Genomic DNA, 25595 nt, shown 5'->3' on the forward strand with positions numbered 1-25595 from the left:
CGCCATGCCGGCCGATCAGGCCTCGAGTGACAATCCTCAAATTGTCGTCCCTGCGCAGGCAGCGACCCGGTAAACGCTGGCGCGTCAAACCGGGACGACAAAGGAGACTGTCTTCGCCAATTTCCGGTTCCGGTGGAAGGCATGTTGCTCCTGCAATTCCTCAAACCAACTCCGGTTCCCTGACCTTCGCCTTGGCCGGTGCGCCGGCTTTCGGACCCTCCTGACCGGAGGACGCAGGCGTCGGAGGGGCGTTCCCGGGGGAGACTGCCGGCGGCTTGCGCCACGGCTGGCTCTTGTACCAGGAAACGACATAGGCCACGGCGATCAGCGCCAGGAAACCGCCGAGATTGGACAGGATCTGCGGAATCCACTCGCCGCGCCCCCACACCATGTCGCGCAGCAGTCCGGCCGCTTGCGCGATCACCAGGCTGGCCATGAACACGGCGAGTGACTGCTGGCCGACCTTCTGTACAATCTGGACGAACCGGCCCCAGAGCGCGCCGTGTCCGAGAAGGCGGTGGCCGTGTTCGCCGGCGGCGACCCAGGCGATATAGGCAAGCGCGAGGAAGTGAATGAACCGGAACAGACCGAACTCGGTCTTGATCCAGAGAGGCTTGATTGCCTCACGGATATCGCGGGCCCAGGCAACGTCCCAGTAGGACTCGCTGAAGACGCGGAAATAGGCGAAGGGGACGGTGGCGACCAGCACAATGGCGCAGGCGATCACAAGGCGCCTGTCGACGGGCGGCGCCGGAATCCAGCCGCGCATGAAGGCAAAGCCTGTGAAGAACAGCATCTGCCAGGCGAACGGGTTGAAGAACCATTCCCGGTTCGACCAGGGCTCGGCGGGAAGGCTGAGCAGGTCGAACTGTGCCACGAACCAGAGGCTGATTGACAGGGCGAAGGCCGCGGCCACGGAGACCCGAGAGGCAAGCATGATCAACGGGAGCAGGGCCAGGATCACGATGTACATCGGCAGGATATCGAAATAGTTCGGAACCCATGTGAGCGTCAGGAGACCGGGAAGAGCCTGTTCTGTCTTGGTATAGAGATGCCAGAGATTGAGGGAGGTGACATAGTCCTGGGTCAGGTCGCAGCATGCGCTCAGGTAGCCGCTGTTCTGGATCATCACGAGCCCGACGGCAATCACCAGGAACTGGCCGATATGGGCCCAGTAGACCTGCCACATGCGTTGCAGGATGCGCGCGGCGCCCATGCCCCAGCCGTGAAGATCGAAGATCTTGCCGAAGGCGAGTGCGGACGCCATCCCCGAACAGAACACGAAAATCTCCGTCGCATCCGAAAAGCCGAACCGGGCCGGGATCCAGAGTGTCCACCAGTTGGACGGCAAGTGGGCAATGTAGATAATGAACATGCCGATCCCGCGGAAAAAATCCAGCCGCGGGTCACGGGGGCGTTTCGTTTGAGAATGTGCGTTCACGATAGGTCCAGTAAGAGGTTGTCCGGTTCCGTTCTCAGACGGAATCGGCCGCCCGCAGGTTTTCGTCTTCCATGACCTGCTGGGCGCGGCGCATCTTGTCGCACACGTCAAGCCGCTGTTCGGCGAAGCGGTCGAGCGCACCGCGTTTTTCGGTCCGGCTGTCGATAAGCTTTTCCGCTTCGTTTGAAAAGCCCGCCCGGATGGCGGCGTCAATGGTGATCCGTTCAAAAACGTCCCGCTGCGCGTGCGATCCGCCGACCAGATGGAGGTTGTCCCGCGCCGAGGTCAGCAGGGTGAAGGCGGAAGCGTAATTGCCTTTGCGGTACTGTTCCAGACCGAGCCCCGTCGGCAGCCCGGCTTCGGCGCAGATCGGCCCCATGTCGGTTTCGCTCCTGGCGCGCTCTTTCAGTCCGTTCAGCAGCCGTTCCGTTCCCATGCGCCGCCCGCCGTTCAACAGCGCCAGCAGATAATGCAGGTCGGCGAAGACGTTACAGCCATCCTCGGCGCGCTTGTCGGACAGAAGCGCCAGTTCCTCCCAGCGGGCGCCGATATCGATACCCTCCAGCTCCAGGCGGACCAGCAGGGAGGCCGCGTTCGAGATGTCCCGGTAATCGTCTGTCTTGTCCTTGCGGATATCGCTGTCGTAAAGCGCCAGCGCCTTGTCGGCATTGCCCTGGTCCAGGTACATCAGTGCCAGATGCCACCACACGTGATAGCCGAAATTGTTGCAGTGGGCCCAGCCGTTCGGATGATTTTCCAGCCACCCGGCTCCCTCCTCCGACCGCCCGGTCATGTCGTGCACATGGGCAACCGCGTGAAGGCCCCAGGCGTCGTCGGCGGCAAATTGCAGTCCCTTGCGGCCCGAGGCCTCGGCCAGCCGGTACTCGCCGGTCTCCTCCAGCGAAAACGCCCGGCACCCGAGGACGTAGCCATAGGCGGGATGGGTTTCGTCATAGGCCGAAAACACCCGTTCAACCGACTGGCGCATGCCGGCCGCGTCCCCGAGAACGAAGCGGATGGCATGGACAAGTTTCATCAGCAAGGTATCCTCAGGCGCCTTGATCAGGGCGGCGTCTAGAATATCGGCGGACCGAGTGGGAAAGCCCTGAAGCCAGGCCGCCAGCGCGTCGATCACCGCTGTTTCCCGGGCGGTCAGCGGCGTCTGCGCAGCCGAGGATTTCGCGGCGTCAAGGCATTCACGGGCGGTTGCATAAAGCTCCCGGCGGCCGAGCAGCAGGCAGAACAGCCCGCGCGTGGCATGTCCGAGCGCGAAATCGGGGGCGCGGCCCAAACAGGTTTCGAGATGCTGTGGCGTCGTCTTGCCATGGGCAAGAAAGGCCAGGATCGCTGCGTTCCAGGACGCTGCCGCTTCCTTGTCGGAAAGTGTGAGGTCGTAACCGAATTGATCGCTGAGACGCATCGCGTAACCTTTTGCTACAGCAGCCCGGACCCGGGAAAGGCCTTACTGGACAGGGAGTTCTTCGTTGTTTTCCCTTGCTAATGTCCGCAGGCCTGTCATGAACTGCAAAACACAAAAAGGTGTTGGTTTTGTGTAGTGCGCCAAAGGTCGCTATCGGTTCGAAAATAAGGCGAAAACCGGCGGGAAGCTGCGGAACCGCACAAATCACACCAGGGAAACGAACGGACACATGGCCTCGACTATTCAACAGAGACCCCAGGTAGGTGTTGCCGTCATCGCGGCGGCCGTTCTGGCGGTCGTCGCATTCGGTGCCTATGGCGCCGCCGGTCCGCGCCAGGCTGTGGCGGTCCTGATCGGCGGATTTGCGGGCGTGTCGCTCTATAATGCCAGTTTCGGCTTTACCGCGGCCTGGCGGCGGATCGTGACGGAGAAACGGGGCGGCGGTCTGCGCGCCCAGTTCGTTCTTATCCTGCTGACGAGCGCGGTTTCCTTTCCCCTGATCGCCTGGGGGCGGGAGCTTGGATGGCCGGCCGGAGGCTTCGTTTTTCCCTTCGGCGTCGCCGCGGCGATGGGCGCGTTCATGTTCGGCGTCGGCATGCAGCTCGGCGGAGGCTGCGGCTCGGGGACGCTTTTTACCGCCGGAGGCGGGTCGACCAGAATGATGATAACCCTGGCAGCCTTCATCCTCGGGTCCGTTGCGGCGACCGCGCATCTGCATCTCTGGAGCCGTTTGCCGAGCTTGCCCGCTGTTTCCCTGATCCGCAGTTTCGGTCCGCAGGGTGCATTTGTGCTGACGGCCGCGGTCCTGGGGCTGGCGGCATTGGCGACAGTCCGGATCGAACGCCGGGCCCATGGCGAAATCGCGCCGGCGCGCCCGACGGTGTCCCTGATCAAGGGACCGTGGTCGCCGATGCTGGGGGCGGTCATGCTGGCCCTGGTCGGCATCGCCACTTTCGTGGTCGTCGGCAGGCCCTGGGGGATAACCTCCGGCTTCGCGCTTTGGGGCGGCAAGATCTTCTACGCCCTGGGAATTCCCGTCGACACCTGGCCGTACTGGACGTGGCAGCGCGCGGCGCTGGAAAACTCGGTCTTCCGCGACACGACATCCGTCATGGATTTCGGCATCATTTTCGGCGCGATGATCGCGGCCGCGCTTGCCGGCCGTTTCGCGCCTGTCTGGCGCCTGACCCGGCGTGATGTTCTGACGGCTCTCGCGGGTGGCTTGCTGATGGGTTACGGCGCACGCCTTGCCTATGGATGCAACATCGGCGCCTATCTGGGCGGTCTCGTCTCCGGATCGCTGCACGGCTGGCTGTGGCTTCTGTTCGGATTTCTTGGCAGCCTCCTGGGCACACGCCTGCGGCTGCGGCTCGGGATGGGGTAGAGGTGAGTTTTCCCACACTGCTCCTCAGGATGAGGGCTTATCTAAGGTTCGGGTAATCCGCCAATCAATGAACAATCGATTGAACATTTACGTCTTGGGCCACCTCCACACCGCATTGTGAATCGCCCGTGATCGCTCGGGCGTTAGGTTCTCAACCGTCAGAGGTTTGACGAGGGAGTTCATCTCATGCGCGTTTTTTTGAGCCTTATCCTGTTTGGATTTCTAACCGCCGGTCCGGTTCTGGCCGATAGTGTCGCTCCCAGGGAGGGCTGGCAGGTTGTCTCTACGGCCAAAAGCTATGACACTCTTGTCGAGGATCTGACCGCGGCCATCAAGGACGAGAAGATGTTTCTTGTGACCCAGGCCAGCGCCTCCGCCGGTGCGAAGGGCCGGGGCGTGATCATCCCGGGCAATCGGGTCATTGGCGTTTACCGTAACGACTACGCCGTGCGGATGCTGGACGCCTCCGTGACCGCCGGTATCGAAGCGCCGATCCGTTTCTACGTCACCGAAAACAGCGACGGCACCGCGACGCTGTCCTGGAAAACCCCGAGTTTTGTCTTCTCGCCTTACCTGGATGAAGGCGGCGACGCCCTGGCGGACCTCGCGGTGGAACTGGACGGCGTGTTTCAGACAATCGCGGACAAGGCTGTGGCCTCGCAGTAACAGGCTGTTAAATTAAGCGCTTGAAAACTGGGCATGACTTCTTTTTAGGCTTGTCTAACGCCCGGACCGGCACCACACTCTTCGTGTCTTCAACTGTTGAAAGGAGGTGCCCATGTCTAGTGAGTATCGGATCGTGACCCGGGAGTCTGGGCGAAATGGAACGATATTGGAGCAGCCTCTGTTATCGAGCGGTTTCGTCGGGATCTGATCCGGACCTTGTGTCACATCGATCTCATGGGAGGGCCGCTCAGCGGCCCTCTTTTGTTTTTGGGAGACAACTTCCCGGTTTTTCTCTCAAATCACGCCAACCGCCTTGCGTACGCCCTCGTCGCGCAGCGAGCAGTCGGTGCCGCGATAATCGTCGCCCGCCTCGGTGCACAGCCAGCAAATCGTTTCCCCGACCCACTCCGGCGGAATGTGAACCGACGGGTCGAGCTGACTGACCGGGTTGATGCCGGAAGCCTTGATATCCACCTGCATCTGGGTCGCGACGGTTCCGGGGCTGAGGCCGACAACGCGGATGCCCTTTTCGCGGAATTCCTTGTCGGCGCAGCGGGTCAGCGACAGCGCCGCCGCCTTGGACGCGCAATAATGGCTCCAGCCTTCCAGCGCGCCGGTGGCCGCACCCGAACTGATGTTGACAATTGTGCCGGCGCCTTTTTCAAGCATATGCGGCACGGCGGCCCGGATGCCGTGATAGACGCCCTTCACGTTGATATCGATCACCTTGTCCCAGCCGTCCGGATCGGACACCTCGATCCGGCTGATCGGTTCGATGACCCCGGCATTGTTCACCAGGATATCGATGGCGCCGAAAGTTTCGACCGTGTGGCGGATGGCGCTCGCCACCTCTTCATAGTCGGCCACATCGCAGGTGACCGACGAGGCCTTGCTACCGCTTGCGGTAATCTCTCCAGCGATGCGCTCGATGTCGCCGGCCGAACGGGCGGCCAGAACCACCCGGGCGCCGTATTTCGCAAGGCTCCGGGCCGCGGCTTCGCCGATCCCCCGGCTTGCGCCGGTTACCAGTGCGACTTGTCCAGTCAGATCGAACATGGGCTGTCCTCTTGTTTGAAGGCTTGAAGGTGCCTGAACTTAGTTTGGCGCGGCGGATTATCAAACTGTTATCGTACAGGACGGCCGTGCAGGAGTCGCATGAATCCAAAGCCACTCGGAGTCGGTGCCTTGACGGTCCATTGACTTTTCTCTGTGCCTCCTGTCCGTTGATCTCAAGCGCGGAACGCGGACGGGAAGGGGCATTGCCGATGGCGGCGGATAAGATGGCGGCGCAGACCTTTTTGCGTCAGCTCTACTACGGGCATACCGTCAAGGCGCGCATTTTCCGCTATGCCTTGCTGTTCTTCGATCTGGTCACGATCGGTTATTTTATCGTGTCTTCGATGATAGACCCGAACCGGACGCATCACGAGCTGGACTACGTCATCGCCGCTGTTCTGACGCTCGACTTCGTTGCCCGCTTGATTGCGGCCGCCAGACCGGGCAGGTACCTGTTCTCCTTCACCTCATTCGCGGATCTGGTGGTCATCTTCTCGCTGGTGGCGCCGGCCTTTCTGGAGAACTTCGCATTCCTGCGGGTCGTCCGCATGCTCAGGCTGATGCGTTCCTATCACCTGTTGAAGGAATTGCGCGAGGCGTCCAGCTGGTTCCGGCGCAACGAGGAGATTCTCCAGTCGGGAATCAACCTGATGGTGTTCATCTTCGTCGTCACGGCGGTCGTCTTCGTGGTCGAACACGACCTCAACGAAAACATCAACAACTATCTCGACGCGCTCTATTTCACGGTCACCACCCTGACCACGACCGGCTATGGCGACATCACCATGAGCGACAGTGTCGGCCGGCTGATGACCGTTCTGATCATGATTTTCGGCGTCGCTCTGTTCTTGCGTCTGGTCCAGACGATTTTCCGCCCGGCCAAGGCTCACTATCCTTGCCCCGATTGCGGTCTCAGCCGTCACGACCCGGATGCGGTCCACTGCAAGCACTGCGGCCGGGTGCTCAACATCCCGACCGAAGGGACCTGGGAATGACCGGGCGCGGAACCGGTCTGCCTCTCTCCAACTCGTGAACGCCGAAAGCTGGACAAATTCCGGGGGTGAACCATTCTCTTGTGGCGGGTCGCTGAAGATCCATTACCCAAGAGGAGCCGGCATTGTCGTTCAAGAGTTCTCTTTTCCTGGCGGTTGCATCCGTTCTCGTTTCCCCTCCGGGTGTGGCGGCCGCAACGGCCTCCTGCGGCGAAGACATTCCCTGCGAAGTGAAGGACGGCGAGTACTATATCCATCTTCCGGAAACGCGCCGGGAGGGGCAGCCGCTTGGCGCGATCTTCTATCTCCACGGTCATCGCGGCAAGGCGGTGAACGCGATCCGCAACAAGAGTTTCCAGCGCATGGCCGACGATCTCGGCGTGGCCTTCGTGGCCGTTCAGGGGATCAACGGCACCTGGTCGTTCCCGACCGCGCCCCGAACTCTGCGCGACGAGGCAACATTCTTCGACGGTGTTCTGGAGGATCTCTCCGACCGCTTCGGTGTGGACCGGGACCGGACGCTTCTGTCCGGCTTTTCTGCCGGTGGCTTCATGACCTGGTATCTGGCCTGCGAGAAATCCGACCGCTTTTCCGGCTACGCGCCGATCGCGGGCGCCTTCTGGGAGCCGCTTCCCCAAAACTGCAAGACGGACAATCCCTTCCTCTTCCACGTTCATGGCACCACTGACACCGTTGTGCCGCTGGCGGGCCGCTGGCTCGGCGGCGGCAGGTGGAAACAGGGCGATGTCTTCGAGAGTTTCGACGTTTGGCGCCGGCAGAACGGATTGGCGCAGCAGGAGCCGGAAAAAACGACGGAAGGAGATCTGGCCTGTGAACGCTGGGTGCCCAAGACCGGTTTTCTCGAACTGTGCCTTCACGGCGGAGGCCATAGCGTCAAGGCCGATTGGATCAGGCGGGCCTGGACCAAGCTGGGTGAGATGAAGGGCTGGATCCGGTCCTGATCGCGGACGTCTGACGGGAAAGTGAGCAGAGGTGTTTCTCCCGGCCTGCGGGGGGAGTTGACGGGACAGGGGGCTTGTGGCCTTGTCCCGGATTATCTCTTGCCGCACGGTGAATTGTGTCCGATCCATCTGTTTCCTCCGGTGCTCTCACCGGTCTCGTTGTCCTCGATTTATCGCGCATTCTGGCGGGACCGACTTGCACCCAGATCCTGGGGGATCTCGGCGCCGAGGTGATCAAGATCGAGCGCCCGGGTCGGGGCGACGACACCCGCGGCTGGGGACCGCCCTTCCTGAAGGATCGTGAGGGGAGAGAGACCGCCGAAAGCGCCTATTATCTCTCCTCCAATCGCAACAAGGCGTCCGTCGCCGTCGACCTGGCGAGCCCGGAAGGCCAGGACCTCATTTCGGGTCTTGCCGCCAGGGCGGATATTCTCGTCGAGAATTTCAAGGTCGGCGACCTGAAGCGCCGGGGCCTCGACTACGAGACGTTGAAAGCGGACAATCCGCGGCTGATCTACTGTTCGATTTCCGGCTTCGGTCAGACGGGCCCTTATGCCCATCGGGCGGGCTACGACTTTCTGATCCAGGGCATGGGCGGCATCATGTCCCTCACCGGGTTTCCGGACGAGGAGGGCGGCACGGAAACGAAATGCGGCGTCGGCATCGCCGACGTCATGTGCGGCATGTATGCCACCGTGTCGATCCTGGCGGCGCTCAATCACCGGAACGAAACCGGCGACGGCCAGCGGATCGATATCTCGCTTCTCGACGCCCAGGTTTCCTGGCTGATCAACCAGGGGGTGGGCTACCTGGTCTCCGGCGACGTTCCCGGGCGGCTCGGCAACGGCCACCCGACCATCGTGCCTTACGAGACCTTCCCGGCGGCCGACCGCTCCTTCATACTTGCGGTCGGCAACGACAGCCAGTTCCGGAAATTCTGCGATGTCGCCGGAGCGCCCGAACTCGCAAGGGATCCGCGTTACGCGAAGAACGCCGACCGCGTCAGAAACCGCAAGGAACTGGTCCCGCTGATCCGCAAACTGACCATCGACAAGACGGCGGCGGAATGGATCGCAGTGCTGGAGGGAGCCGGTGTCCCATGCGGGCCGGTCAACGATCTGGGCCAGGTCTTCGCCGACCCGCAAATCGTCGAACGCGGCATGCGGATCACCCTGCCGCATCCTTCAAGCGGGACGGTCGATCTCATCGGCTCGCCGATCAACCTGGAAAAGACACCGGTCGCCTACGCCAAGGCGCCACCGCTGCTCGGCGCCGACACGGCGGACGTTTTGAGCCGCCATCTCGGCCTGAGCGAGGCCGCTCTGTCCGAACTGGCGGATAAGGGCGTTCTGGATCTCGGCGCGGCCGGCGGAACAAAGGAAACATGAAACCATGACCACCGGTGCGGATATCATTGCCGGAAAACTGCACGCGGCCGGCTGCCGCCACGCCTTCGGCATGCCGGGCGGCGAAGTGCTTGCGCTGTTGCAGGCGCTGGACGAGGCGGGTCTCAAATTCACGCTGGTCAAACATGAGAACGCCGGCGGCTTCATGGCCGAGGGCGGCTGGCATGCCGATGGCGCGCCCGGCGTCCTGCTGGCGACACTTGGGCCGGGAGCGGCGAACGCTGTCAACGTGATCGCCAACGCCTGGCAGGACCGGGTCCCTCTCGTCTTCCTGACCGGCTGTGTCGATCAGGCGGAAGCCGAGAGCTACACCCATCAGGTCTTCGATCACCAGCAGCTGCTGCGCCCGATCGTCAAGGCGAGCTTTTCGGCAAGGCTGGGTGCTCTGGACGTCATGATGGAAAAGGCGCTGGCCATCGCGCTCGACGGGCAGCCCGGGCCCGTTCATATCGACGTGCCGATCAGGGTCGCCGAAGCAGAGACCGCCGAAGGCTGGACGAAGCGATTCCGGTCCGCTCCGGTCTCATCCGGCCCGAAGGCCGGTAGCGACCTCGAGGCGGCGCTCGATCTCTTCAGGAAAGCGGAACGTCCGATTGCGATCGCGGGAGTCGACGCGGTCAATGAAAACGCCTCCGCGGCGATCACGAGGTTCTGCCGGACCTACCGGATCCCGCTCGTGACCAGCTACAAGGGCAAGGGGCTTCTGGATGAAAACGACCCGCTTTCGCTTGGCGGCGCGGGCCTTTCCCCCAAGGCCGATGGTCATCTTCTGCCGCTGATCAACGAAAGCGATTGTATTCTGCTTCTCGGCTACGATCCGATCGAAATGCGTGTCAACTGGCGCAATCCCTGGGCCGAGGACGCTCCGGTGATCGATGTGACGCCGGTGCTGCGCACCCACGGCATGCATGCCGCCGCCGCGACACTCCGGAGCGCGGTGGAGCCGGTTCTGGACCGCTTGAGCGAGGTGCGCGACCCGGAGGCCCCGAGCTGGCTTAACAGCGCGCCGGAGACGGTCCGGCGGACTTTGACGGAAGCCTTTGCCCCGGAACCCTCCGGCTGGGGGCCGGGCACCGTCTTTCACTCGCTGCGCTCGGCGCTGCCTGCAGACACCGTCGCCACAGCCGACAGCGGTGCGCATCGTATTCTGGTCAGCCAGATCTGGCGGTGTGCGAAACCCCGGCAGATGCTGCAATCCTCCGCGCTCTGCACCATGGGCTGCGCCCTGCCGCTCGCCATGGGCCACCGGATCGTCGAGGGGCAATCGCCGGTCATCGCCTTTGTCGGCGACGCGGGCCTTGAAATGTGCCTCGGCGAACTCTCCACCCTGCGGGATCTGAATATCCCGGTGATCGTCTGCGTGCTGGTCGACACCAGCCTCTCGCTGATCGAACTCAAGCAGAGGAACAGCCAGCGTCCCAATGTTGGCGTGGATTTCGGCGAGACCGACTTTCCGGCGGTGGCGAAAGCCTATGGCGGTCATGGGGTCTGGATCGAGAACGCTGAAGACCTGAAGCGGGAAGCCGGCGATGCGCTCAACCGCGACGGCTTCACCCTGCTTGCCTGCCGGATACCGCGCAGGGCTTATGACGGGGCATTTTGAGTTTAAACGTCATTCCGGACAAGTGAGGCGCCGCCGAGCGCCGATCCGGAATCCAGAAATCATTCGCGCTGAAAGCGCGACCGCAAACAAAAAAGAGACCGCACTCGCTTCGCTCGTCCTGATATCTGGATTCCGGATCAGCGTGCAGCCGTGCTGCACTTGTCCGGAATGACGGTCATTGATTCCATTGGCGTGTCACTTCAAAGCGCCCCCAACCTTCATCTGGACCTTCCCCTTTCTAGCCCTTATGTTGCGCCTGCGAAAAGAAGGTGGCCTGAGCCAAGTAGAAAAAGGCCGGGGAGGAAAAGATGAAGATCTGCCGGACAAAGGCGGACATCAGGGATACCGTTCGGCTGTGGAGGCTGAACGGCGAGAGAGTGGGTGTCGTGCCCACTATGGGCTTCCTGCATGAGGGCCATCTCGGGCTTGTCCGGCTGGCGCGTCAAAAGGGCGACCGGGTCGTGACCACCATCTTCGTGAACCCGACCCAGTTCGGACCCAACGAGGACCTGGCGACCTATCCGCGCGACGAGGCGCGCGATCTGGCGCTTCTGGAAGCCGAAGGCGTCGACGCGGTTTTCATCCCGAGTGTTGAGGAAATGTACGGCGCGGGCGGTGACACCTATGTCGAGGTTCCCGGTCTTTCCGACGTTCTGCAGGGCGCGCTCAGACCCGGTCATTTCCGCGGCGTCACGACGGTCGTCACCAAGCTCTTCAACATCACCACGCCGGATTTCGCGGTCTTCGGCGAGAAGGACTACCAGCAGATCACAGTCATCCGCCGGATGGTCCGTGACCTCGACATGCCGCTGGAAATTGTCGGCCACCCGACGGTGCGCGAGGCCGACGGATTGGCCATGTCGTCCCGCAATGTTCGTCTGACGCCGGAGCATCGCGCGCAGGCTGTCGCCTTGAGCAGGTCGCTGGCGAGCGCCGAGGCGCTGGCGAAATCGGCACCGTCGATCAAGGACCTCGATGCGGTCATCCGCGAGGAACTCGGCAAGGCGCCGGCTGCGGAGGTCAACAGCGTCGACATCCGCGATGCCGAAACGCTGGAAGACCTGTCCGGCGAGCTGGACCGTGCCGCCGTCATTCTCCTGGCCGTGCGCTTCGGAACCGTTCTCCTGATCGATCAGCGGGTCATCGTACCGGAAAGCTGATAACACTCCCTCACAAGCTTCCTTGAAAGGACGCCGCATGAGCACTCAAAAACCCATCCGCCGTATCACCGCTCCGCAAATCACCAAGCGCAAGGGCGGCGATCCGATCGTCTCGCTGACCTCCTATCACGCCCACACGGCGGCGATCGTCGACAAATTCGCCGACTTCATCCTGGTCGGCGACAGCCTCGGCATGGTGATGCACGGCATGGAATCCACCGTCGGCGTGTCTCTGGAACTGATGATCATGCACGGCAAGGCCGTGGTGCGCGGTACCAAACGGGCGCTCGTCGTGGTCGACATGCCCTTCGGCACCTATGAGGAAAGCCCCTCCGTTGCCTTCCGCAATGCCGCCCGGGTGATGAAGGAAACCCAGTGCGGCGCGGTCAAGCTGGAAGGCGGCGCGCGCATGGCGGAAACCATCCGCTTCCTGACCGAGCGCGGCATTCCGGTGATGGCCCATATCGGCCTCACGCCCCAGTCGGTCAACGTCATGGGCGGCTTCAGGACGCAAGGCCGCGACGAGGACACCTGGGCCGTGCACGAGGAAGACGCCCGGGCGATCTCCGAGGCGGGCGCTTTCGCCGTTGTCGTGGAAGGCATGGTGGAACCGCTGGCGGCGAAAATCTCCAGGCAGATCCCGATCCCGACCATCGGCATCGGTGCGTCCGCGGAGTGCGACGGCCAGATCCTGGTGCTCGAAGACCTCCTCGGTCTCAACCCGACCCCGCCGAAATTCGTCAAGGTCTACGGCAATCTCGGCGGCCAGATCGAGGCGGCGGTGAAGGCCTACGCCGACGAGGTCAAGGACCGGAGCTTCCCGGGCGAGGAGCAGGTATACCGGTAGGATTTGTTTCTGGCGGTTCCTGTTTTTCAGGTCATCGCGGTGTCACCGCTTGCGCCTGTCTCCCCCTTGAGGGGGAGATGTCCGTGAAACGGACAGAGGGGAGCGGCTGTGCGGCAATATGAAAAGCTGATTGGAGTTGAGAGGCTGGTTCCCCCCTCTGTCAGCTAAAGCTGACATCTCCCCCTCAAGGGGGGAGACGGGAGCAAGGGGCAATGCTCGGGGCTGTTGTGAGGATTTCGCTAACCGGACAGCAGCGCATCAAGTCACGGAATGACGCCGGGAAACGGAACTCAAAAAAGACAAAATAAACGCCCGATTTCCGGCTGCACGATTTATCCTTCCGGCCTACCCTCAGGCCATGCTGATGATCCGACCGAGTTTCGACACCCTCTATGAAGCCCTGCTGGCGCGCGATGCGGCTTACGACGGGCGCATGTTCGTCTGTGTGGCGTCCACCGGCATCTTCTGTCGACTGACCTGTCCGGCGCGCAAGCCGAAACCGGAAAACTGCACGTTTCACGAGACCGTGGCCGAATGCATCGAGGCGGGCTTCCGGCCGTGCAAGCGCTGCCGGCCGACGACGCCGGAGGCAAGTGCCGATCCGGTGGTAAGGCCCTTGATCGAGGCGCTGGAAAAACGGCCCGGATACCGCTGGGGCGAGCCGGATCTGGTACGCATGGGCTTCGACCCGTCGACTGTGCGCCGCGCCTTCAAGCGGCACTTCGGCATGACCTTTCTGGAAATGGCCCGGCAGCGGCGTCTGCAGGAAGGGTTTTCGTCCCTTTCGGGCGGCGGCAAGGTGATCGACGCGCAAATCACGGCAGGCTTCGAGTCTCCAAGCGCCTTCCGCGAGGCCTTCGCCCGGATACTGGGAACGGCACCGGGAAATTTTTCGAAAAATCCCCTGCTGTCGGCCGATTGGGTGCCGACGCCGCTCGGACCAATGATCGCGGTGACCGATAAAACCCGGCTTCATCTTCTGGAGTTTCTAGACCGCAAGGCCCTGCCGGCGGAATTCAAGAAGCTGCAGGGGTTCGCCAAGGGCGAAATCGGTTTCGGCCGCACGGAAGTCACAGACCGGATCCAGGAGGAGCTGGACCGGTTTTTCAAAGGCGAAAGCGCGTCGTTCCAGACGCAGCTTGCGCTTCACGGTACGCCCTTCACGCGCGACGTCTGGCGCGCGCTCCTCGATATCCCGGCCGGCGAGACCCGCAGCTACTCCGACGTGGCCAGGGCGCTGGGCCGCCCGGAGGCGGTGCGCGCCGTGGCGAGAGCGAACGGAGCCAACCAGATCGGGCTTGTGATCCCCTGCCACAGGGTTGTCGGCACGGACGGATCGCTGACCGGCTACGGCGGCGGTCTCTGGCGCAAACAGCGCCTGATCGAACTGGAGCAGGGCTACCGCGCAAAGGTCTCCGAAAAGGCCAATCAACCGGACCCGTAGCGCGGTCACTCGGCATTGGGCGAAGAAGCTTGAGAACAGCTCCCTCCGGGATTGTGCCTATGCCTGCATCAACTGCATATCCGGTGTGCGAAAATAGCGCAGAATTTGTTGAATCGCGGAATTGAATTCTTAACTTCTGTCCTGTAGGGGTCGGATCAAGTGCAACACATCATCCCAGAGGTTTCTGGGCGTTTAGGAGGTCGGAATGACCCGTGATGAATGGATCAGAGAATACAAAGCAAACGGTGGTTCCTGGCCGACACTGGTTGGCGTTTACGCCGTCATTGTCGCGGCGATGGTGCTGTCCGGCTACTTGATGGTCGGCTGACCGAGGTCTCCCGACTTTTTAAAATTGCAAACACCCCCGGCATGGAAATCCGGGGGTGTTTGCGTTTGCCTGTGAGCCCGTTCAGACGTCGGCGGCCTCGCCGATCTGGTCCGTTCCCCGCTCTTCGAGAAGGGTTGTCAGCCAGTTCGGGTCCATCTCCGGCACGGAGGACAGGAGCAGGTCCGTATAGGGGTGATGGGGCGGCTTGAACATGACGTCCTTGGGACCCTGTTCGACCACCTTTCCCTTCTGCATCACCACGACTTCGTCCGCGATGGAGCGAACCGTCGCCAGATCGTGGGTGATGAACATGTAAGCCAGGTTGAACTCCTGCTGCAGCCGGTCGAGCAGCTTCAATATGCCCTCGGCGACGAGCTGGTCGAGCGCGCTCGTGACCTCGTCGCAAATGATGAAGGCGGGATTGGCGGCAAGCGCCCTGGCAATGCCGACACGCTGTTTCTGTCCGCCCGAAAGCTCTGTCGGAAGCCGGTTGTAGAATTGGGACGGCTCCAGTTCGATCAGGTCGAGCAGTTCGTCCACTCGGCTCTTCAGAGCGGTGCCCTGCAAGCCGCCATAAAACTGCGCCGGCCGGCCGATGATGTCGCAGATGCGGATTTTCGGGTTCAGCGCGGTGTCCGCCATCTGGTAGATCATCTGCACCTGACGGAGCTGTTCCTTTGTCCGGTCCTGATAGCGCGGCGGCAACGGCTCTCCGTTGAACAGGATCTGGCCCTTGTCCGGCGGCAACAGGCCCGTGATGCAGCGCGCGGTGGTCGACTTGCCGGAGCCCGATTCCCCGACGACGGCAACCGTCATGCCCGGATAGATGTCGAAGGAGACATCCTCAAGCACCCTGGTCTTGCCGTAGGAGGCGTCAATTCCCTGAACGGAGACGATCGGCAGGGTATCCGGATCGCTCGGCCGCTGTTTTTGCGGCCGCTTGAAGCTGCGCACGGCCCAAAGGCTCTTTGTGTAGTCCTCCTTGGGCGTGTCGAGCATTTCTTCGGTCGGGGCTTCCTCGACCTCTTCGCCTTTGAGAAGCACCTTGATGGTATCCGCCATCTGCGCGACCACCGCCAGATCGTGGGTGATGTAGATCGCGGCGGTGTTGAACTGATCGACGATGTCGCGGATCGCGGCCAGGACCTCGATCTGGGTGGTTACGTCGAGGGCCGTGGTCGGTTCGTCGAAGATGATCAGGTCCGGGCGGCAGGCCATCGCCATTGCGGTCATGGCGCGCTGAAGCTGTCCGCCGGACACCTGGTGCGGGTAGCGGAAGCCGATTTCGCCAGGATTTGGGAGACGCAGCCGCTCGTAGAGCTGCATGGCGTCTTCCTGTGCCTCCACCCGTTTCTGGATCCGGTACTGGATCGGGGCTTCCGTGTGCTGGTCGATGATCCGGTGCGCCGGGTTGAACGAGGAGGCCGCGGACTGGGCCACATAGGCGATGCGCGAGCCGCGAAGCGCCCGAAGGTCGCTTTGCGGGGTCGTCGTCAGCTCCATGCCGTCGAACTCGATCGAGCCGCCGGAGATGCGGCAGCCGTCGCGGGCAAAACCCATGGCGGCGAGGCCGATGGTGGATTTGCCGGCCCCGGACTCTCCGATGAGGCCAAGGACTTCGCCCTTGTGCAGGGTGAGGCTGACCCCGTGAACGATCTCGTTCCATTGCTCGTCGGAATAGCCTTCGATGCGCAGATCCGTGATCCGAAGCAGAACGTCCTTTCTCGGAACCATGATCAAACCTCCTTCAGGCCGGACGAGCGGAACAGCATCCAGTCGACCACAAAATTCACGGCGACCGTGAGCAGCGCGATTGCCGCCGCCGGGATCAGCGGGGTCATTTCGCCGAACGAAATCAAGGTCGCGTTCTCGCGCACCATCGAGCCCCAGTCGGCCGTCGGTGGCTGAATGCCGAGGCCGAGGAAGGAGAGGCCCGCGATCAGCAGAAACACGAAGCAGAACTCAAGGCCGAATTCGGCGATCAGCGGCGCGGTGCTGTTGGGCAGGATTTCCCTGCGGATCAGGTACCAGGTTCCTTCGCCCCGGAGCCTCGCCGCCTCGATATAGTCCATCACCACAACGTTGCCCGCGACCGCTCGTGTGAGCCGGAAGACGCGCGGCGAGTAGATGACCGCGATCACGATGACGATCACGGCCAGGTTGGTGCCGAAGATACTCAGCATCAAAAGAGCGAAGATGAGAGACGGCACGGACATGATGACGTCGGCGAAACGGCCCATAAGCTGGTCGAACCAGCCGCCCTTGGTCGCCGCCAGAAGGCCTGCCAGGGCGCCCATGAAAAACGCCAGTCCCGTCGCGAGCAGGGCGAGGCCGACCGAGTTGCGGGCGCCGAATATGATGCGGCTGAACATGTCCCGGCCGAGCTGATCGGCGCCGAGCAGCATGTTTTCGTCAGGCGGCGCGAACGCGGAAGACACCACCTCCGCCTCGCCGAAAGGCGCGATCATCGGTGCGAAGATTCCGGCAATGGCGTAGGTGAAGATCACGAACATGCCGAAGGCGGCGGTCAGCGGCGCCGTTCTGAGTTCCCTGGCGACGCCTTCAGGCGTGATGATGATCAGGAATTCCCGGAAGGCGTAGGACGTACCGGCGGCCAGGGCAAGCAGCCCCGCCGCTGTGGTGATGAACCGGAGCGCCGAGACACCGCCGATAATTCCCATGACGAAGGAAACCAGCGTCAGCGAGAAGATCAGCAGGAAGACTTCCCGTTTCTTGAAATAGGCTGCCAGACAGGAGGCTCCAATCAGCAGCGCGTAGTATCCGATGACAAATGTGCTCATGTCGCCGCCCTTATTTCGGATGCCGCAGACGCGGATTGGTCAAAATCGCTCCGACATCGGCTGCCAGATTGAGCAGGATGAAAGTTGCAGCGAAGATGAGGCAGCAGGCCTGGACGATGGGGAAATCGCGTTTCGCCACCGCGTCCACCAGAAGCTGGCCGATACCCGGATAGACGAAGACGACTTCGACCAGAACGACACCGGTGATCAGATAGGCAAGGTTGAGCGCGACCACGTTGATGATCGGGGCCCAGGCGTTGGGCAGGGCATGTTTGACGATCACCTTCCAGGGCGGAACACCTTTCAGCCGGGCCATTTCGATATAGGGGGACGCCAGGAGGTTGATGATCGCGGCGCGTGTCATGCGCATCATGTGGGCGGTGACCACCAGAACCAGCGTCAGGGCCGGCAGGAAGGTCCGGTGAAGAAGCTCGGCGAAGGTCATGTCGGAACTCAGGCTCGCGATCGCCGGAAAGTAGTTCGTCTTGACCGCCAGATAAAGGATCAGGATGTAGCCGAGAAAGAACTCCGGTGAGGAGATCGAGGTCAGGGTGACCACATTGGCGACCCGGTCGAACAGGGTGTTGCGCAGCAAGGCCACGATGACGCCCAGCACGATGGAGATCGGCACCGCGATCACGGCCGCGTAGGTCGCCAGAAACAGTGTGCTGACGAAACGCCCGCCGATGGCGGCGCTGACACGCTCTCCGGACACCAGGGACACGCCGAAATCTCCGGTCAAGGCACCACCCAGCCACTGCAGGTAGCGGAAGATCGCGGGCTGATCGAGACCGAGCTTTTCACGCAGGGCCGCGACCGTTTCCTGAGTGGCCGCCTGGCCGAGAACGGCTTGGGCGATGTCGCCCGGGAGCAGTTCGACTGCAAAAAAGATCAGGATTGAAACCACGAAAAGTGTGATCAGGCCCAAGCCGAGTCTCTTCGCGACCAGCTTCAGGATGTCCCCCATATACCCCTCCGGAATAAGGAAATCCGGCACTGAGAAGGACTGCCGGACATGGAATGCGGACGTTTCCGTTTCAGCCTTATGACTTGGCCTTCTTCGTCGGACGCCCGTTGTGGTGATGATTGTCAGATTGGACGGAACAAACTCTCAGACAAAACGCCTCTTGTCATCCCGTTCGTACGCATCTTTTTCAGGCTGGGTGAGTCGTCCGGTGGTTCTTGGTTTCGTCATCCTGTCTCCCCTGTTCGGCCTCATGGCGCATTCGTGGAAGTGTCCCCAGCGAAGCATTTCAGGCTTTTTTGTATCTGTGATGCTCATTTACGACATCTGCCCAGCAAAACACGAACTGCCTTGCTTCGACCGTCTTGTTGAGAAATTAACCTGTAAATTCTGGCGATGTTAAACTGTCGCCTCGATATTGTGCAAGGCCGCATTATTTTGCATCGATTTTTCGGGTCGCCTGTCTCCGGAAAAAGCAAAGCGCATATATTTTCATCTATTTCCGCACTTCTGAGAAACGTCAGCTTGTCCGAGGTCGAATATTGCACCACCCGCTGGGGGCAAATGGAACGGATACGGCAGCGCCTTCGAGAAAACGCATGGGAAGAGGGCTCTATTGTTCGGAACGCGTCCGCATGGCCGCCCGTTCAAGCATGTATTTTTCCGCTTCGATCATATGACCGCGCATGATCATGCGCGACAGCTCCGCGTCACCCGCCTTGATCGCTCTGAGCAAGCGAACCTGATAGTGCAGCCCGGTCTCCCTTAGGGACGGGTTCGGTTCCTTGTAGATCGACCGGCACACCGTCATGTCGCGCAGGAGGCTGAGCAGAAACGAGCAGGTAAAGGCCAGGATCGGGTTGGCGCAGTGGCGGGTGAGTTCCTCGTGAAAATCGAGTTCGGCCAGCCGCTGGGCATATTCTTCTTCGGCCGTTTTCGGCTCGTCCTCGTAAAGCCGGATGCAGCCCTGCAATGCCTGAAACGCGCCATCCGTCAGATTGCCCGCGACGGCGGCGGCCAGCTCCGGTTCGAGCTGTTTGCGCAACGTGTAGATGTCCGCGATCGACGGCGGATCGAACAGGAAGAGATTGTCCAGAAGACGTATGGCTTCGCCCGGTTCCACCGAGGCCACGAACACGCCGCCGCCCGGACCGCTTTTCGTGCTGATCAGCCCCTGGAACTCCAGAACCTTGAGCGCTTCGCGCAAGGTTCCGCGGGAAACGCCTACGGTTTCAGGCAGGAGCCAGTCGGCGGGGATCTTCTCTCCCGGTCTCAATCCCACCGCGACGATCTGCTCCCGGATCTGCTGGGCGACCATATCGGGTCGCCGCAGCCGTTTTCCGGTTCTCGCGCAGACGGGGCCTTCCATAATGTTCATCCCAATGTCTCTGCCCTGACCAGGGGACGATGGCAAGCCGCGATGTGGCTTGGGGATCCGCCTTGGGCCTCATCCGGCGACGGCTTTTGCTTCAGGCACAAATCGCTCTGCCTGGCGCAGCGGGCAGCGAAAGCGCAGCCGATCGGCGGATTGTAAGGATCGGGCAACTCGGCCGAGGCGTCCTCGGCCAGGAGATCGCGGCGTCCCGGAGCGGGTGCGGAACGCATCAGCAGGTCGGTATAGGGGTGGAGCGGCGTTCTGAAGATGTCCCGTGCCGGACCGAGTTCGGCCATGCGGCCGAAATACATGACCGCCACCCGGTCGCTGACGCTTTCCACCACGGAAAGATCGTGACTGATGAAGATGTAAGTCAGGCCGAAGTCCGCCTTGAGCTTGTCGAGCAGGTTCAGAACCTGGGCCTGCACCGACACATCGAGGGCGGACACCGGTTCGTCCAGAACGATCAGCTCGGGCCCGGCCGCGAGCGCGCGGGCAATCCCGATCCGCTGTGCCTGGCCGCCGGAAAACTCGTGCGGATACCGCTCCAGGAATTCCGGTGCCAGGTTGACCGCCTGGAGAAGCTCCGCCAGCCGCGCTTCGCGATCGTCAGCGTTCAGTTCCGTCAGGTGTTTCAGCGGGGCTTCCAGGATCGTGCGGATGGTCTTGCGCGGATTGAGCGAAGCGACCGGGTCCTGAAAGACGTACTGGATCTTGCGCGCGAGCGCCTTCCGGTCCCGCTTGGCGAGCGCCGAAAGATCCTCGCCGTTGAAGGTGATGGTCCCGCCGGTCGGCAGGTCGAGCCCGACCACCAGGCGGGCGAGGGTGGACTTGCCGCAGCCCGATTCCCCGACAACGCCGAGGGTCTCGCCTTTCCTGACGTCGAGACTGAGCCCCTGTACCGCGTGAACCGCCGGCTCGCGTCCGCCGAAGAGCTTGCGCGCCCCGCCGAAGACCCGTTCGACCTCGGAGATTGTCAGCAGCGCGGGGTTGTCCGCCATCCAGACTTCCGGTCCGTTCATGCCGCGGCTCCTTCGCTCAGGGGATGGAGGCAGCGCACGCCCCGCTCGCCATCGGATGTGACGAGTTCGATTTCGCCCGTCCGGCAATCCGGCTTCACGCGCGGGCAGCGGTCGGCGAAGGCGCAGCCGTCCGGCAGGTTGTTGACCACCGGCGGCCGACCGGCGATGGCGTCGAGCCGACGGTCCGGCTGACCCAGCACCGGCACGCACTCGATCAGCTTCGCCGTATAGGGGTGTTGCGGATTGTTGAGGACGTCCTCCGTCGTTCCGGTTTCCACGATCCGTCCCGCATACATGACCGCCACCCGGTCGCAGAGCGCGGAGACGACGCCGAAATCGTGCGTGATGAACAGGATCGCCGCGTTCCGCTCCCGGCGAAGACCGTTCATCAGGGTCAGGATCTGGGACTGCACCGTGACGTCGAGCGCCGTCGTCGGTTCGTCGGCGATCAGGACCCTTGCGTCGTTGGCGAGCGCCATGGCGATACAGACCCGCTGGCGCATGCCGCCGGAGAGTTCGTGCGGATAAGCGGACAGGCGTTCCTTCGCGTTCGGAATGCGCACCAGCGAGAGCAGTTCGATGGCCCGTGCGGTTGCCTCCTTGCCGGAGAGCGGCTGGTGGGTGGTGATCGCCTCCTTGAGCTGGTCGCCGACGGTAAAGAGCGGGTGCAGGGTCGACAGCGGGTCCTGGAACACATAGGCGACCGATCCGCCGCGCAGTTTGCGGATGCGCTTGTCGCTCGCGGCGAACAGGTCTTCGCCCTCAAGATAGGCCGCGCCTCCGGCGATGCGCCCCGGCGGCGTCGGCACCAGGCCCATGATCGACATGGCGGTCACGGATTTGCCCGATCCGGATTCGCCGACAAGCCCCAGGCATTCGCCGTCCTTCAGACCGAGGCTGACCCCGCCGACGGCCTTGTAGACGGACGTGCCGATCTGGAATTCCGTGCGCATCTCGCGCACGTCCAGAAGGGCTGCCTGACCGGAGGGCGGCGGCACTTCGGAGTTGCCGCGTTCCACGGCGGTGCGCGCGACCGGCCGGGTGAGGGATCCGGCGCGCAGGCGCGGATCGAGAATATCGCGGACACCGTCGCCGAAGAGGTTGATGCTCATGACCAGCACGAAGATCATCAGGCCCGGAACGATCGACACATGGGGTGCGGTGAACAGGATCTTGCGGCCTTCGCCGAGCATGGAGCCTAGATCGGCCTGTGGTGGCTGGGCGCCGAGCCCCAGGAAGGAGAGGCCGGCGGTTTCCAGGATCATCCAGCCCACCGTGGTCGACATGGTGATGACGATGACGGGCAGGACGTTCGGCAGGATTTCGATAAACAGGATCTGCGCGGGCGACTTTCCGGACAGGCGCGCCGCGTCGACGAATTCCCGCCGGGAGAGCCCCAGCGTGATGCCGCGAATGTTGCGGGCGAAGAACGGAATGTTCACCAGCGCGATGGCGTAGAGTGCGTTGAGAAGGCCGGGCCCGAGAACGGCCACGATGGCAAGCGCGAGCAGGATGTAAGGGAAGGCCATGACCATGTCGATGCCGCGCATGATCAGCGTATCGGTGCGTCCACCGGCGTAGCCTGCGACGAGGCCGAGCAGGGATCCGAAGAATGCCGCGATGATCGTTGCGGACAAACCGACGGCGAGCGAGACCTGTGTCCCCCAGATCAGCCGGGACAGGAGATCCCGCCCCAGGTGGTCCGTTCCAAGAAGGTGTCCTTCGCTGAAGACAGGCAACAGCCGGTTGGCCGGCGCGGTGACGTCCGGATCGGGCAGCGGAAGAATGGGGGCTGCCAGCGCGATCAGGCAGATCGCCACCAGGAGGACCAGCCCGGTTGTCGCCAGCGTGTTGTTGAGGAGCAGCGCCAGCGTGCCGGGACGTGAGGATTTTTGCTTCGGCTTTGCCTGGGCGGTCAGTGCGGTGTCCGTCATCAGCGCAACCTCGGGTCCAGCAGGGTCTGCACGACGTCGGCGAGCAGATTGAAGAGAACATAGGCGGCGGCGACCACGAGGACGCCGCCCTGGACCAGAAGAAGGTCGCGGGTGGAAATCGCCTTCACCAGCATGGAGCCGACGCCGGGCCACTGGAAAACGGTCTCGATATAGACCGCGCCGCCGATCACGAAACCGGCCTGGATACCGATCACCGGCACGACGCTGACCAGCGCGGACTTGAACGCGTGCTTGTAGATGACCTTGCGTTCCGAAAGACCCTTGGCGCGGGCGGTGCGGATATAGTCCTGGCGCAGGACCTCCAGCATGGCGGTCCGGGTGAGCCGGGCGATGACGCCCGTCGCGACCACCGAGAGCGTCAGGGCGGGCAGGGTCAGGTGGTAGAGCAGATCCGGCAGATCGCCGCCGCCGTAGATCGCATACATGCCGGAGGCCGGAAACAGCTTCAGATTGACCGCAAAGATCAGGATCAGGAGCAGGCCGAGCCAGAAGGACGGGGTCGAAATGCCGATCAGAACGAGCAGGGTGATGATCTTGTCGGCCCAGCCGTATTGGCGGACGGCGGAAACGATGCCCGCGAGAAGGCCGAGGATGGAGCACAACACGAGCGAGGTACCGGCCAGAATGAGCGTCGCTGAAAACCGTTCGAGTACCTCGTCGAGAACCGGCCGGTTGAGCGTGTAGGAGCGGCCGAGATCACCTTGAAACAGGTTGCCGAGCCAGATGAAATATTGCTCCAAAAGTGACTTGTCGAGGCCTAGGTCCTTGTTGAGCTTGGCGACATTTTCCGGTGTGGCGTAGGAGCCGAGGATGGCGGTTGCCGGATCGCCGGGGATCATGGCCATGATCAGGAAGACGATGATCGTCAGCCCGAACAGCACCGGTATGGCGGCCAGCAGGCGCTTGGCGATATAGGCGGCCATTGTCTCTCCCTTTTCGCAGAGCCCGGAACATGAGACTGCGGCTTTGCCTCTTGCTCCAGGTCCCTCTCCCGATGGGAGAGGGAGTAGTCACTGCCAATTGCGGACGCCCTGCCTTTTCAACGAAAAAACGAGGGCGTGGATACGAAAATCCCGGCAGGCCGAATGACCCGCCGGGATTGAAAGAGATTTACTGAGGCTTCTTGACCTTCTGCAGCATCAGGAAGAAGGACGGTTGCAGCTTGAAGTCTTCCACGGCCGCCTTGATGACGGCGTTCTGCTTCCAGTTGGCGACGAAGACCCAGGGAGCGTCTTCCTGCACGATTTCCTGCATTTCCTTGTAGAGCTTGGCGCGCTCGTCCTGGTCGGTGACCTCGCGGGCCTTCTCCAGAAGTTCGTCCACCTTGGCGTTGGAGTAATAGCCGGAGTTGAAGCCGCCCTTGTCGGGCATCGCCTCGGTGCGCAGCGCCAGGAAGGGCAGTGTGTCCGGATCGTTGGTCATCCAGGCCATTTCCGCCATGCCGGCCTTGCCTTCAAGGCCCGGGTTCACCTTGCCGAGGAAGGTGTTCCACTCGTAGGTTTCGATCTTGACGTTCATGCCGACCGCCTGGAGATCCGCCTGAATGGCCGTGCCCATGGCGATGGGGTCGAGCATGCCGGAGCCGCCCTCGGTCACATAGAAGGTCACTTCCTCGCCGTTGTAGCCGGCTTCCTTCAGAAGTTCCTTGGCCTTTTCCGGATCGTACGGGTAGGGCTCCAGGCCTTCGTTATAGGCCCACGCGAAGGCCGGAGGGGTCGGTCCGGCTGCGACTTCGGCCGTGCCCTGGAGGATATTCTCGACCAGCGCCTGCTTGTTGATCGCGTAGTTGGCGGCCTGACGGGCGAGCTTGTTGTCGAACGGCGCTTCCTTGGCGTTCAGGATCAGGAACCAGACGTGGGGGCCGGCCTGTTCCAGGACCTTGAAGGTAGAGTCTGACTTGAACTGCTGAAGGCTGTCCGGCGGGACTTCGACCATGACGTCCAGGCCGCCGGAGAGCATTTCGGCGATCCTCGTGTTGGCGTCGGTGATCGGGCGGTAGATGATTGCTTCAAGTTCAGGCGCACCGTCCCAATAGGCGTCGTTCTTGACGACAACGGTTTTGGCGTTGGCATCCCATTCCGCGAACTTGTAGGCGCCGGTTCCCGAGGGGTTCCTGCCGAAATCCTTGCCGAATTTTTCCACTGCGGCCGGAGAAACGATCAATCCGGTCGGATAGGCGAGGTTGGAGAGGAACGGCGCATAGGGGGCGCTCAGCTTGAAGGTGACCGTCAGGTCGTCATCGGCGGTCACGTCCTCGACCGTGGAGAAGAAGAAGGACAGCGGGAAGGGGCCGGTGTCGTGATAGGGGTGTTTCTCGTCGAGCATGCGGTCGAAGTTGAACTTCACCGCTTCCGCGTTGAACGGCGAACCGTCGTGGAAGGTGACGCCTTCCTTGAGCTTGAAGGTATAGGTCTTGCCATCGTCGGAGATGGTCCAGCTTTCGGCGAGCGACGGCTCGACTTCCAGAGTACCGTCCTTGTAGCGGACAAGCCCGTCATACATGTTCACCAGAATGCGGAAATCGTTGACCGCCGTAACCGCGTGCGGGTCGAGCGACTTGGGTTCCGCGATCTGACCGACCACCAGAACATTGGGAGGCGTTTGCGCGTACGACTGCGGCGCAAAGGCCAGAAAGGCCGAGGCGAGCGCCGCGGCTAGAAACTTTCTCATGACCATTCCCCTTGTTGTTTCTGGCTATTAATTAATCATGATTAATTGCACGGCTTCAAGAATTATTTCATACTAATTGTGCCTGAGGGTCCTGACTCC

The 25595-nt window shown here is 62.2% G+C and carries 21 protein-coding genes; 10 read left to right on the forward strand and 11 right to left on the reverse strand.

The genetic code is table 11. The annotated features are described in order from the left end of the window. Positions 1-160 precede the first annotated feature (160 nt). Both JF539_RS21470 and JF539_RS21475 read right to left on the reverse strand, forming a co-directional pair. Positions 161-1399 (reverse strand): OpgC family protein, encoded by a 1239-nt coding sequence (locus JF539_RS21470; RefSeq protein ID WP_268957584.1) that lies wholly within the window; start codon positions 1397-1399, stop codon positions 161-163. A 76-nt stretch (positions 1400-1475) separates the two neighbouring features. After that, positions 1476-2861, reverse strand: a complete 1386-nt coding sequence (locus JF539_RS21475; RefSeq protein ID WP_207142779.1) for a tetratricopeptide repeat protein — start codon at positions 2859-2861, stop codon at positions 1476-1478. Between the two features lie 229 nt (positions 2862-3090). On the opposite strand from JF539_RS21475, the gene JF539_RS21480 reads away from it, so the two are divergent. Further along, entirely contained in the window at positions 3091-4245 is a 1155-nt protein-coding gene (locus JF539_RS21480) for a YeeE/YedE family protein (RefSeq protein WP_207142780.1), read from the forward strand. Positions 4246-4431: 186 nt separating this feature from the next. Then, positions 4432-4911: a DUF302 domain-containing protein gene (locus JF539_RS21485; protein WP_207142781.1), complete on the forward strand. Its 480-nt coding sequence runs from the start codon at positions 4432-4434 to the stop codon at positions 4909-4911. 294 nt (positions 4912-5205) lie between these two features. Here JF539_RS21485 and JF539_RS21490 read toward each other — a convergent pair whose 3' ends face one another. After that, positions 5206-5967, reverse strand: a complete 762-nt coding sequence (locus JF539_RS21490) for an SDR family oxidoreductase (RefSeq protein ID WP_207142782.1) — start codon at positions 5965-5967, stop codon at positions 5206-5208. Between the two features lie 209 nt (positions 5968-6176). Between JF539_RS21490 and JF539_RS21495 the strand changes: the two genes are divergently transcribed. From JF539_RS21495 to JF539_RS27925, 8 genes are all read left to right on the forward strand, one after another. Then, a complete protein-coding gene (locus tag JF539_RS21495) occupies positions 6177-6962 on the forward strand; it encodes a potassium channel family protein (protein WP_236042592.1) in 786 nt (261 codons plus the stop codon). Between the two features lie 122 nt (positions 6963-7084). Next, positions 7085-7921, forward strand: coding sequence for an alpha/beta hydrolase family esterase (locus tag JF539_RS21500; RefSeq protein WP_207142783.1), 837 nt, complete (start codon positions 7085-7087; stop codon positions 7919-7921). A gap of 113 nt (positions 7922-8034) precedes the next feature. Further along, complete coding sequence (locus JF539_RS21505) at positions 8035-9309, forward strand: CaiB/BaiF CoA transferase family protein (RefSeq protein WP_207142881.1); 1275 nt, start codon at positions 8035-8037, stop codon at positions 9307-9309. Between the two features lie 4 nt (positions 9310-9313). After that, entirely contained in the window at positions 9314-10930 is a 1617-nt protein-coding gene (locus JF539_RS21510) for a thiamine pyrophosphate-binding protein (RefSeq protein WP_207142784.1), read from the forward strand. Between the two features lie 308 nt (positions 10931-11238). Next, complete coding sequence (gene panC, locus JF539_RS21515) at positions 11239-12090, forward strand: pantoate--beta-alanine ligase (protein ID WP_207142785.1); 852 nt, start codon at positions 11239-11241, stop codon at positions 12088-12090. Between the two features lie 37 nt (positions 12091-12127). After that, positions 12128-12937, forward strand: coding sequence for a 3-methyl-2-oxobutanoate hydroxymethyltransferase (gene panB / locus JF539_RS21520; protein ID WP_207142786.1), 810 nt, complete (start codon positions 12128-12130; stop codon positions 12935-12937). A 358-nt stretch (positions 12938-13295) separates the two neighbouring features. Further along, entirely contained in the window at positions 13296-14381 is a 1086-nt protein-coding gene (locus JF539_RS21525) for a bifunctional transcriptional activator/DNA repair enzyme AdaA (protein ID WP_207142787.1), read from the forward strand. A 205-nt stretch (positions 14382-14586) separates the two neighbouring features. Then, positions 14587-14709: a hypothetical protein gene (locus JF539_RS27925; RefSeq protein WP_268957577.1), complete on the forward strand. Its 123-nt coding sequence runs from the start codon at positions 14587-14589 to the stop codon at positions 14707-14709. 81 nt (positions 14710-14790) lie between these two features. On the opposite strand, the gene JF539_RS21530 is transcribed toward JF539_RS27925, so the two are convergent. From JF539_RS21530 to JF539_RS21565, 8 genes are all read right to left on the reverse strand, one after another. Continuing rightward, complete coding sequence (locus JF539_RS21530) at positions 14791-16443, reverse strand: ABC transporter ATP-binding protein (RefSeq protein ID WP_207142788.1); 1653 nt, start codon at positions 16441-16443, stop codon at positions 14791-14793. A 2-nt stretch (positions 16444-16445) separates the two neighbouring features. Next, on the reverse strand, positions 16446-17510 hold the full coding sequence (locus JF539_RS21535; RefSeq protein WP_207142789.1) for an ABC transporter permease: 1065 nt from the start codon (positions 17508-17510) through the stop codon (positions 16446-16448). A 10-nt stretch (positions 17511-17520) separates the two neighbouring features. Then, the gene (locus tag JF539_RS21540; protein WP_207142790.1) at positions 17521-18477 is read right to left on the reverse strand and encodes an ABC transporter permease; all 957 of its coding nucleotides are present in this window, start codon (positions 18475-18477) and stop codon (positions 17521-17523) included. A 610-nt stretch (positions 18478-19087) separates the two neighbouring features. Beyond that, positions 19088-19852 (reverse strand): FadR/GntR family transcriptional regulator, encoded by a 765-nt coding sequence (locus tag JF539_RS21545; RefSeq protein ID WP_207142791.1) that lies wholly within the window; start codon positions 19850-19852, stop codon positions 19088-19090. After that, entirely contained in the window at positions 19849-20871 is a 1023-nt protein-coding gene (locus JF539_RS21550) for an ABC transporter ATP-binding protein (RefSeq protein WP_236042593.1), read from the reverse strand. Before JF539_RS21550 ends, JF539_RS21545 begins: the two co-directional genes overlap by 4 nt. Next, positions 20868-22805 (reverse strand): dipeptide/oligopeptide/nickel ABC transporter permease/ATP-binding protein, encoded by a 1938-nt coding sequence (locus JF539_RS21555; RefSeq protein WP_207142792.1) that lies wholly within the window; start codon positions 22803-22805, stop codon positions 20868-20870. The genes JF539_RS21550 and JF539_RS21555 overlap by 4 nt, the downstream gene beginning before the upstream one ends. Next, positions 22805-23749, reverse strand: a complete 945-nt coding sequence (locus JF539_RS21560; RefSeq protein ID WP_207142793.1) for an ABC transporter permease — start codon at positions 23747-23749, stop codon at positions 22805-22807. The genes JF539_RS21555 and JF539_RS21560 overlap by 1 nt, the downstream gene beginning before the upstream one ends. 187 nt (positions 23750-23936) lie before the next feature. Next, positions 23937-25496: an ABC transporter substrate-binding protein gene (locus JF539_RS21565; protein ID WP_209017475.1), complete on the reverse strand. Its 1560-nt coding sequence runs from the start codon at positions 25494-25496 to the stop codon at positions 23937-23939. Between the last annotated feature and the right edge of the window lie 99 nt (positions 25497-25595).

Origin of the sequence: Roseibium aggregatum, assembly GCF_017309185.1 — a bacterium.
In the GTDB taxonomy this organism is placed as follows: Bacteria; Pseudomonadota; Alphaproteobacteria; order Rhizobiales; family Stappiaceae; genus Roseibium; species Roseibium aggregatum_B.

Coding starts and splice junctions, on each gene's coding strand:
- JF539_RS21485 (WP_207142781.1), top strand. CDS start 4,432: ATGCGCGTTTTTTTGAGCCTTATCCTGTTTGGATTTCTAACCGCCGGT.
- JF539_RS21495 (WP_236042592.1), top strand. CDS start 6,177: ATGGCGGCGGATAAGATGGCGGCGCAGACCTTTTTGCGTCAGCTCTAC.
- JF539_RS21530 (WP_207142788.1), bottom strand. CDS start 16,443: ATGGTTCCGAGAAAGGACGTTCTGCTTCGGATCACGGATCTGCGCATC.
- JF539_RS21475 (WP_207142779.1), bottom strand. CDS start 2,861: ATGCGTCTCAGCGATCAATTCGGTTACGACCTCACACTTTCCGACAAG.
- JF539_RS21550 (WP_236042593.1), bottom strand. CDS start 20,871: ATGAACGGACCGGAAGTCTGGATGGCGGACAACCCCGCGCTGCTGACA.
- JF539_RS21510 (WP_207142784.1), top strand. CDS start 9,314: ATGACCACCGGTGCGGATATCATTGCCGGAAAACTGCACGCGGCCGGC.
- JF539_RS21535 (WP_207142789.1), bottom strand. CDS start 17,510: ATGAGCACATTTGTCATCGGATACTACGCGCTGCTGATTGGAGCCTCC.
- JF539_RS21525 (WP_207142787.1), top strand. CDS start 13,296: ATGCTGATGATCCGACCGAGTTTCGACACCCTCTATGAAGCCCTGCTG.
- JF539_RS21480 (WP_207142780.1), top strand. CDS start 3,091: ATGGCCTCGACTATTCAACAGAGACCCCAGGTAGGTGTTGCCGTCATC.
- JF539_RS21560 (WP_207142793.1), bottom strand. CDS start 23,749: ATGGCCGCCTATATCGCCAAGCGCCTGCTGGCCGCCATACCGGTGCTG.
- JF539_RS21555 (WP_207142792.1), bottom strand. CDS start 22,805: ATGACGGACACCGCACTGACCGCCCAGGCAAAGCCGAAGCAAAAATCC.
- JF539_RS27925 (WP_268957577.1), top strand. CDS start 14,587: ATGACCCGTGATGAATGGATCAGAGAATACAAAGCAAACGGTGGTTCC.
- JF539_RS21540 (WP_207142790.1), bottom strand. CDS start 18,477: ATGGGGGACATCCTGAAGCTGGTCGCGAAGAGACTCGGCTTGGGCCTG.
- JF539_RS21565 (WP_209017475.1), bottom strand. CDS start 25,496: ATGAGAAAGTTTCTAGCCGCGGCGCTCGCCTCGGCCTTTCTGGCCTTT.
- panB (WP_207142786.1), top strand. CDS start 12,128: ATGAGCACTCAAAAACCCATCCGCCGTATCACCGCTCCGCAAATCACC.
- JF539_RS21545 (WP_207142791.1), bottom strand. CDS start 19,852: ATGAACATTATGGAAGGCCCCGTCTGCGCGAGAACCGGAAAACGGCTG.
- panC (WP_207142785.1), top strand. CDS start 11,239: ATGAAGATCTGCCGGACAAAGGCGGACATCAGGGATACCGTTCGGCTG.
- JF539_RS21490 (WP_207142782.1), bottom strand. CDS start 5,967: ATGTTCGATCTGACTGGACAAGTCGCACTGGTAACCGGCGCAAGCCGG.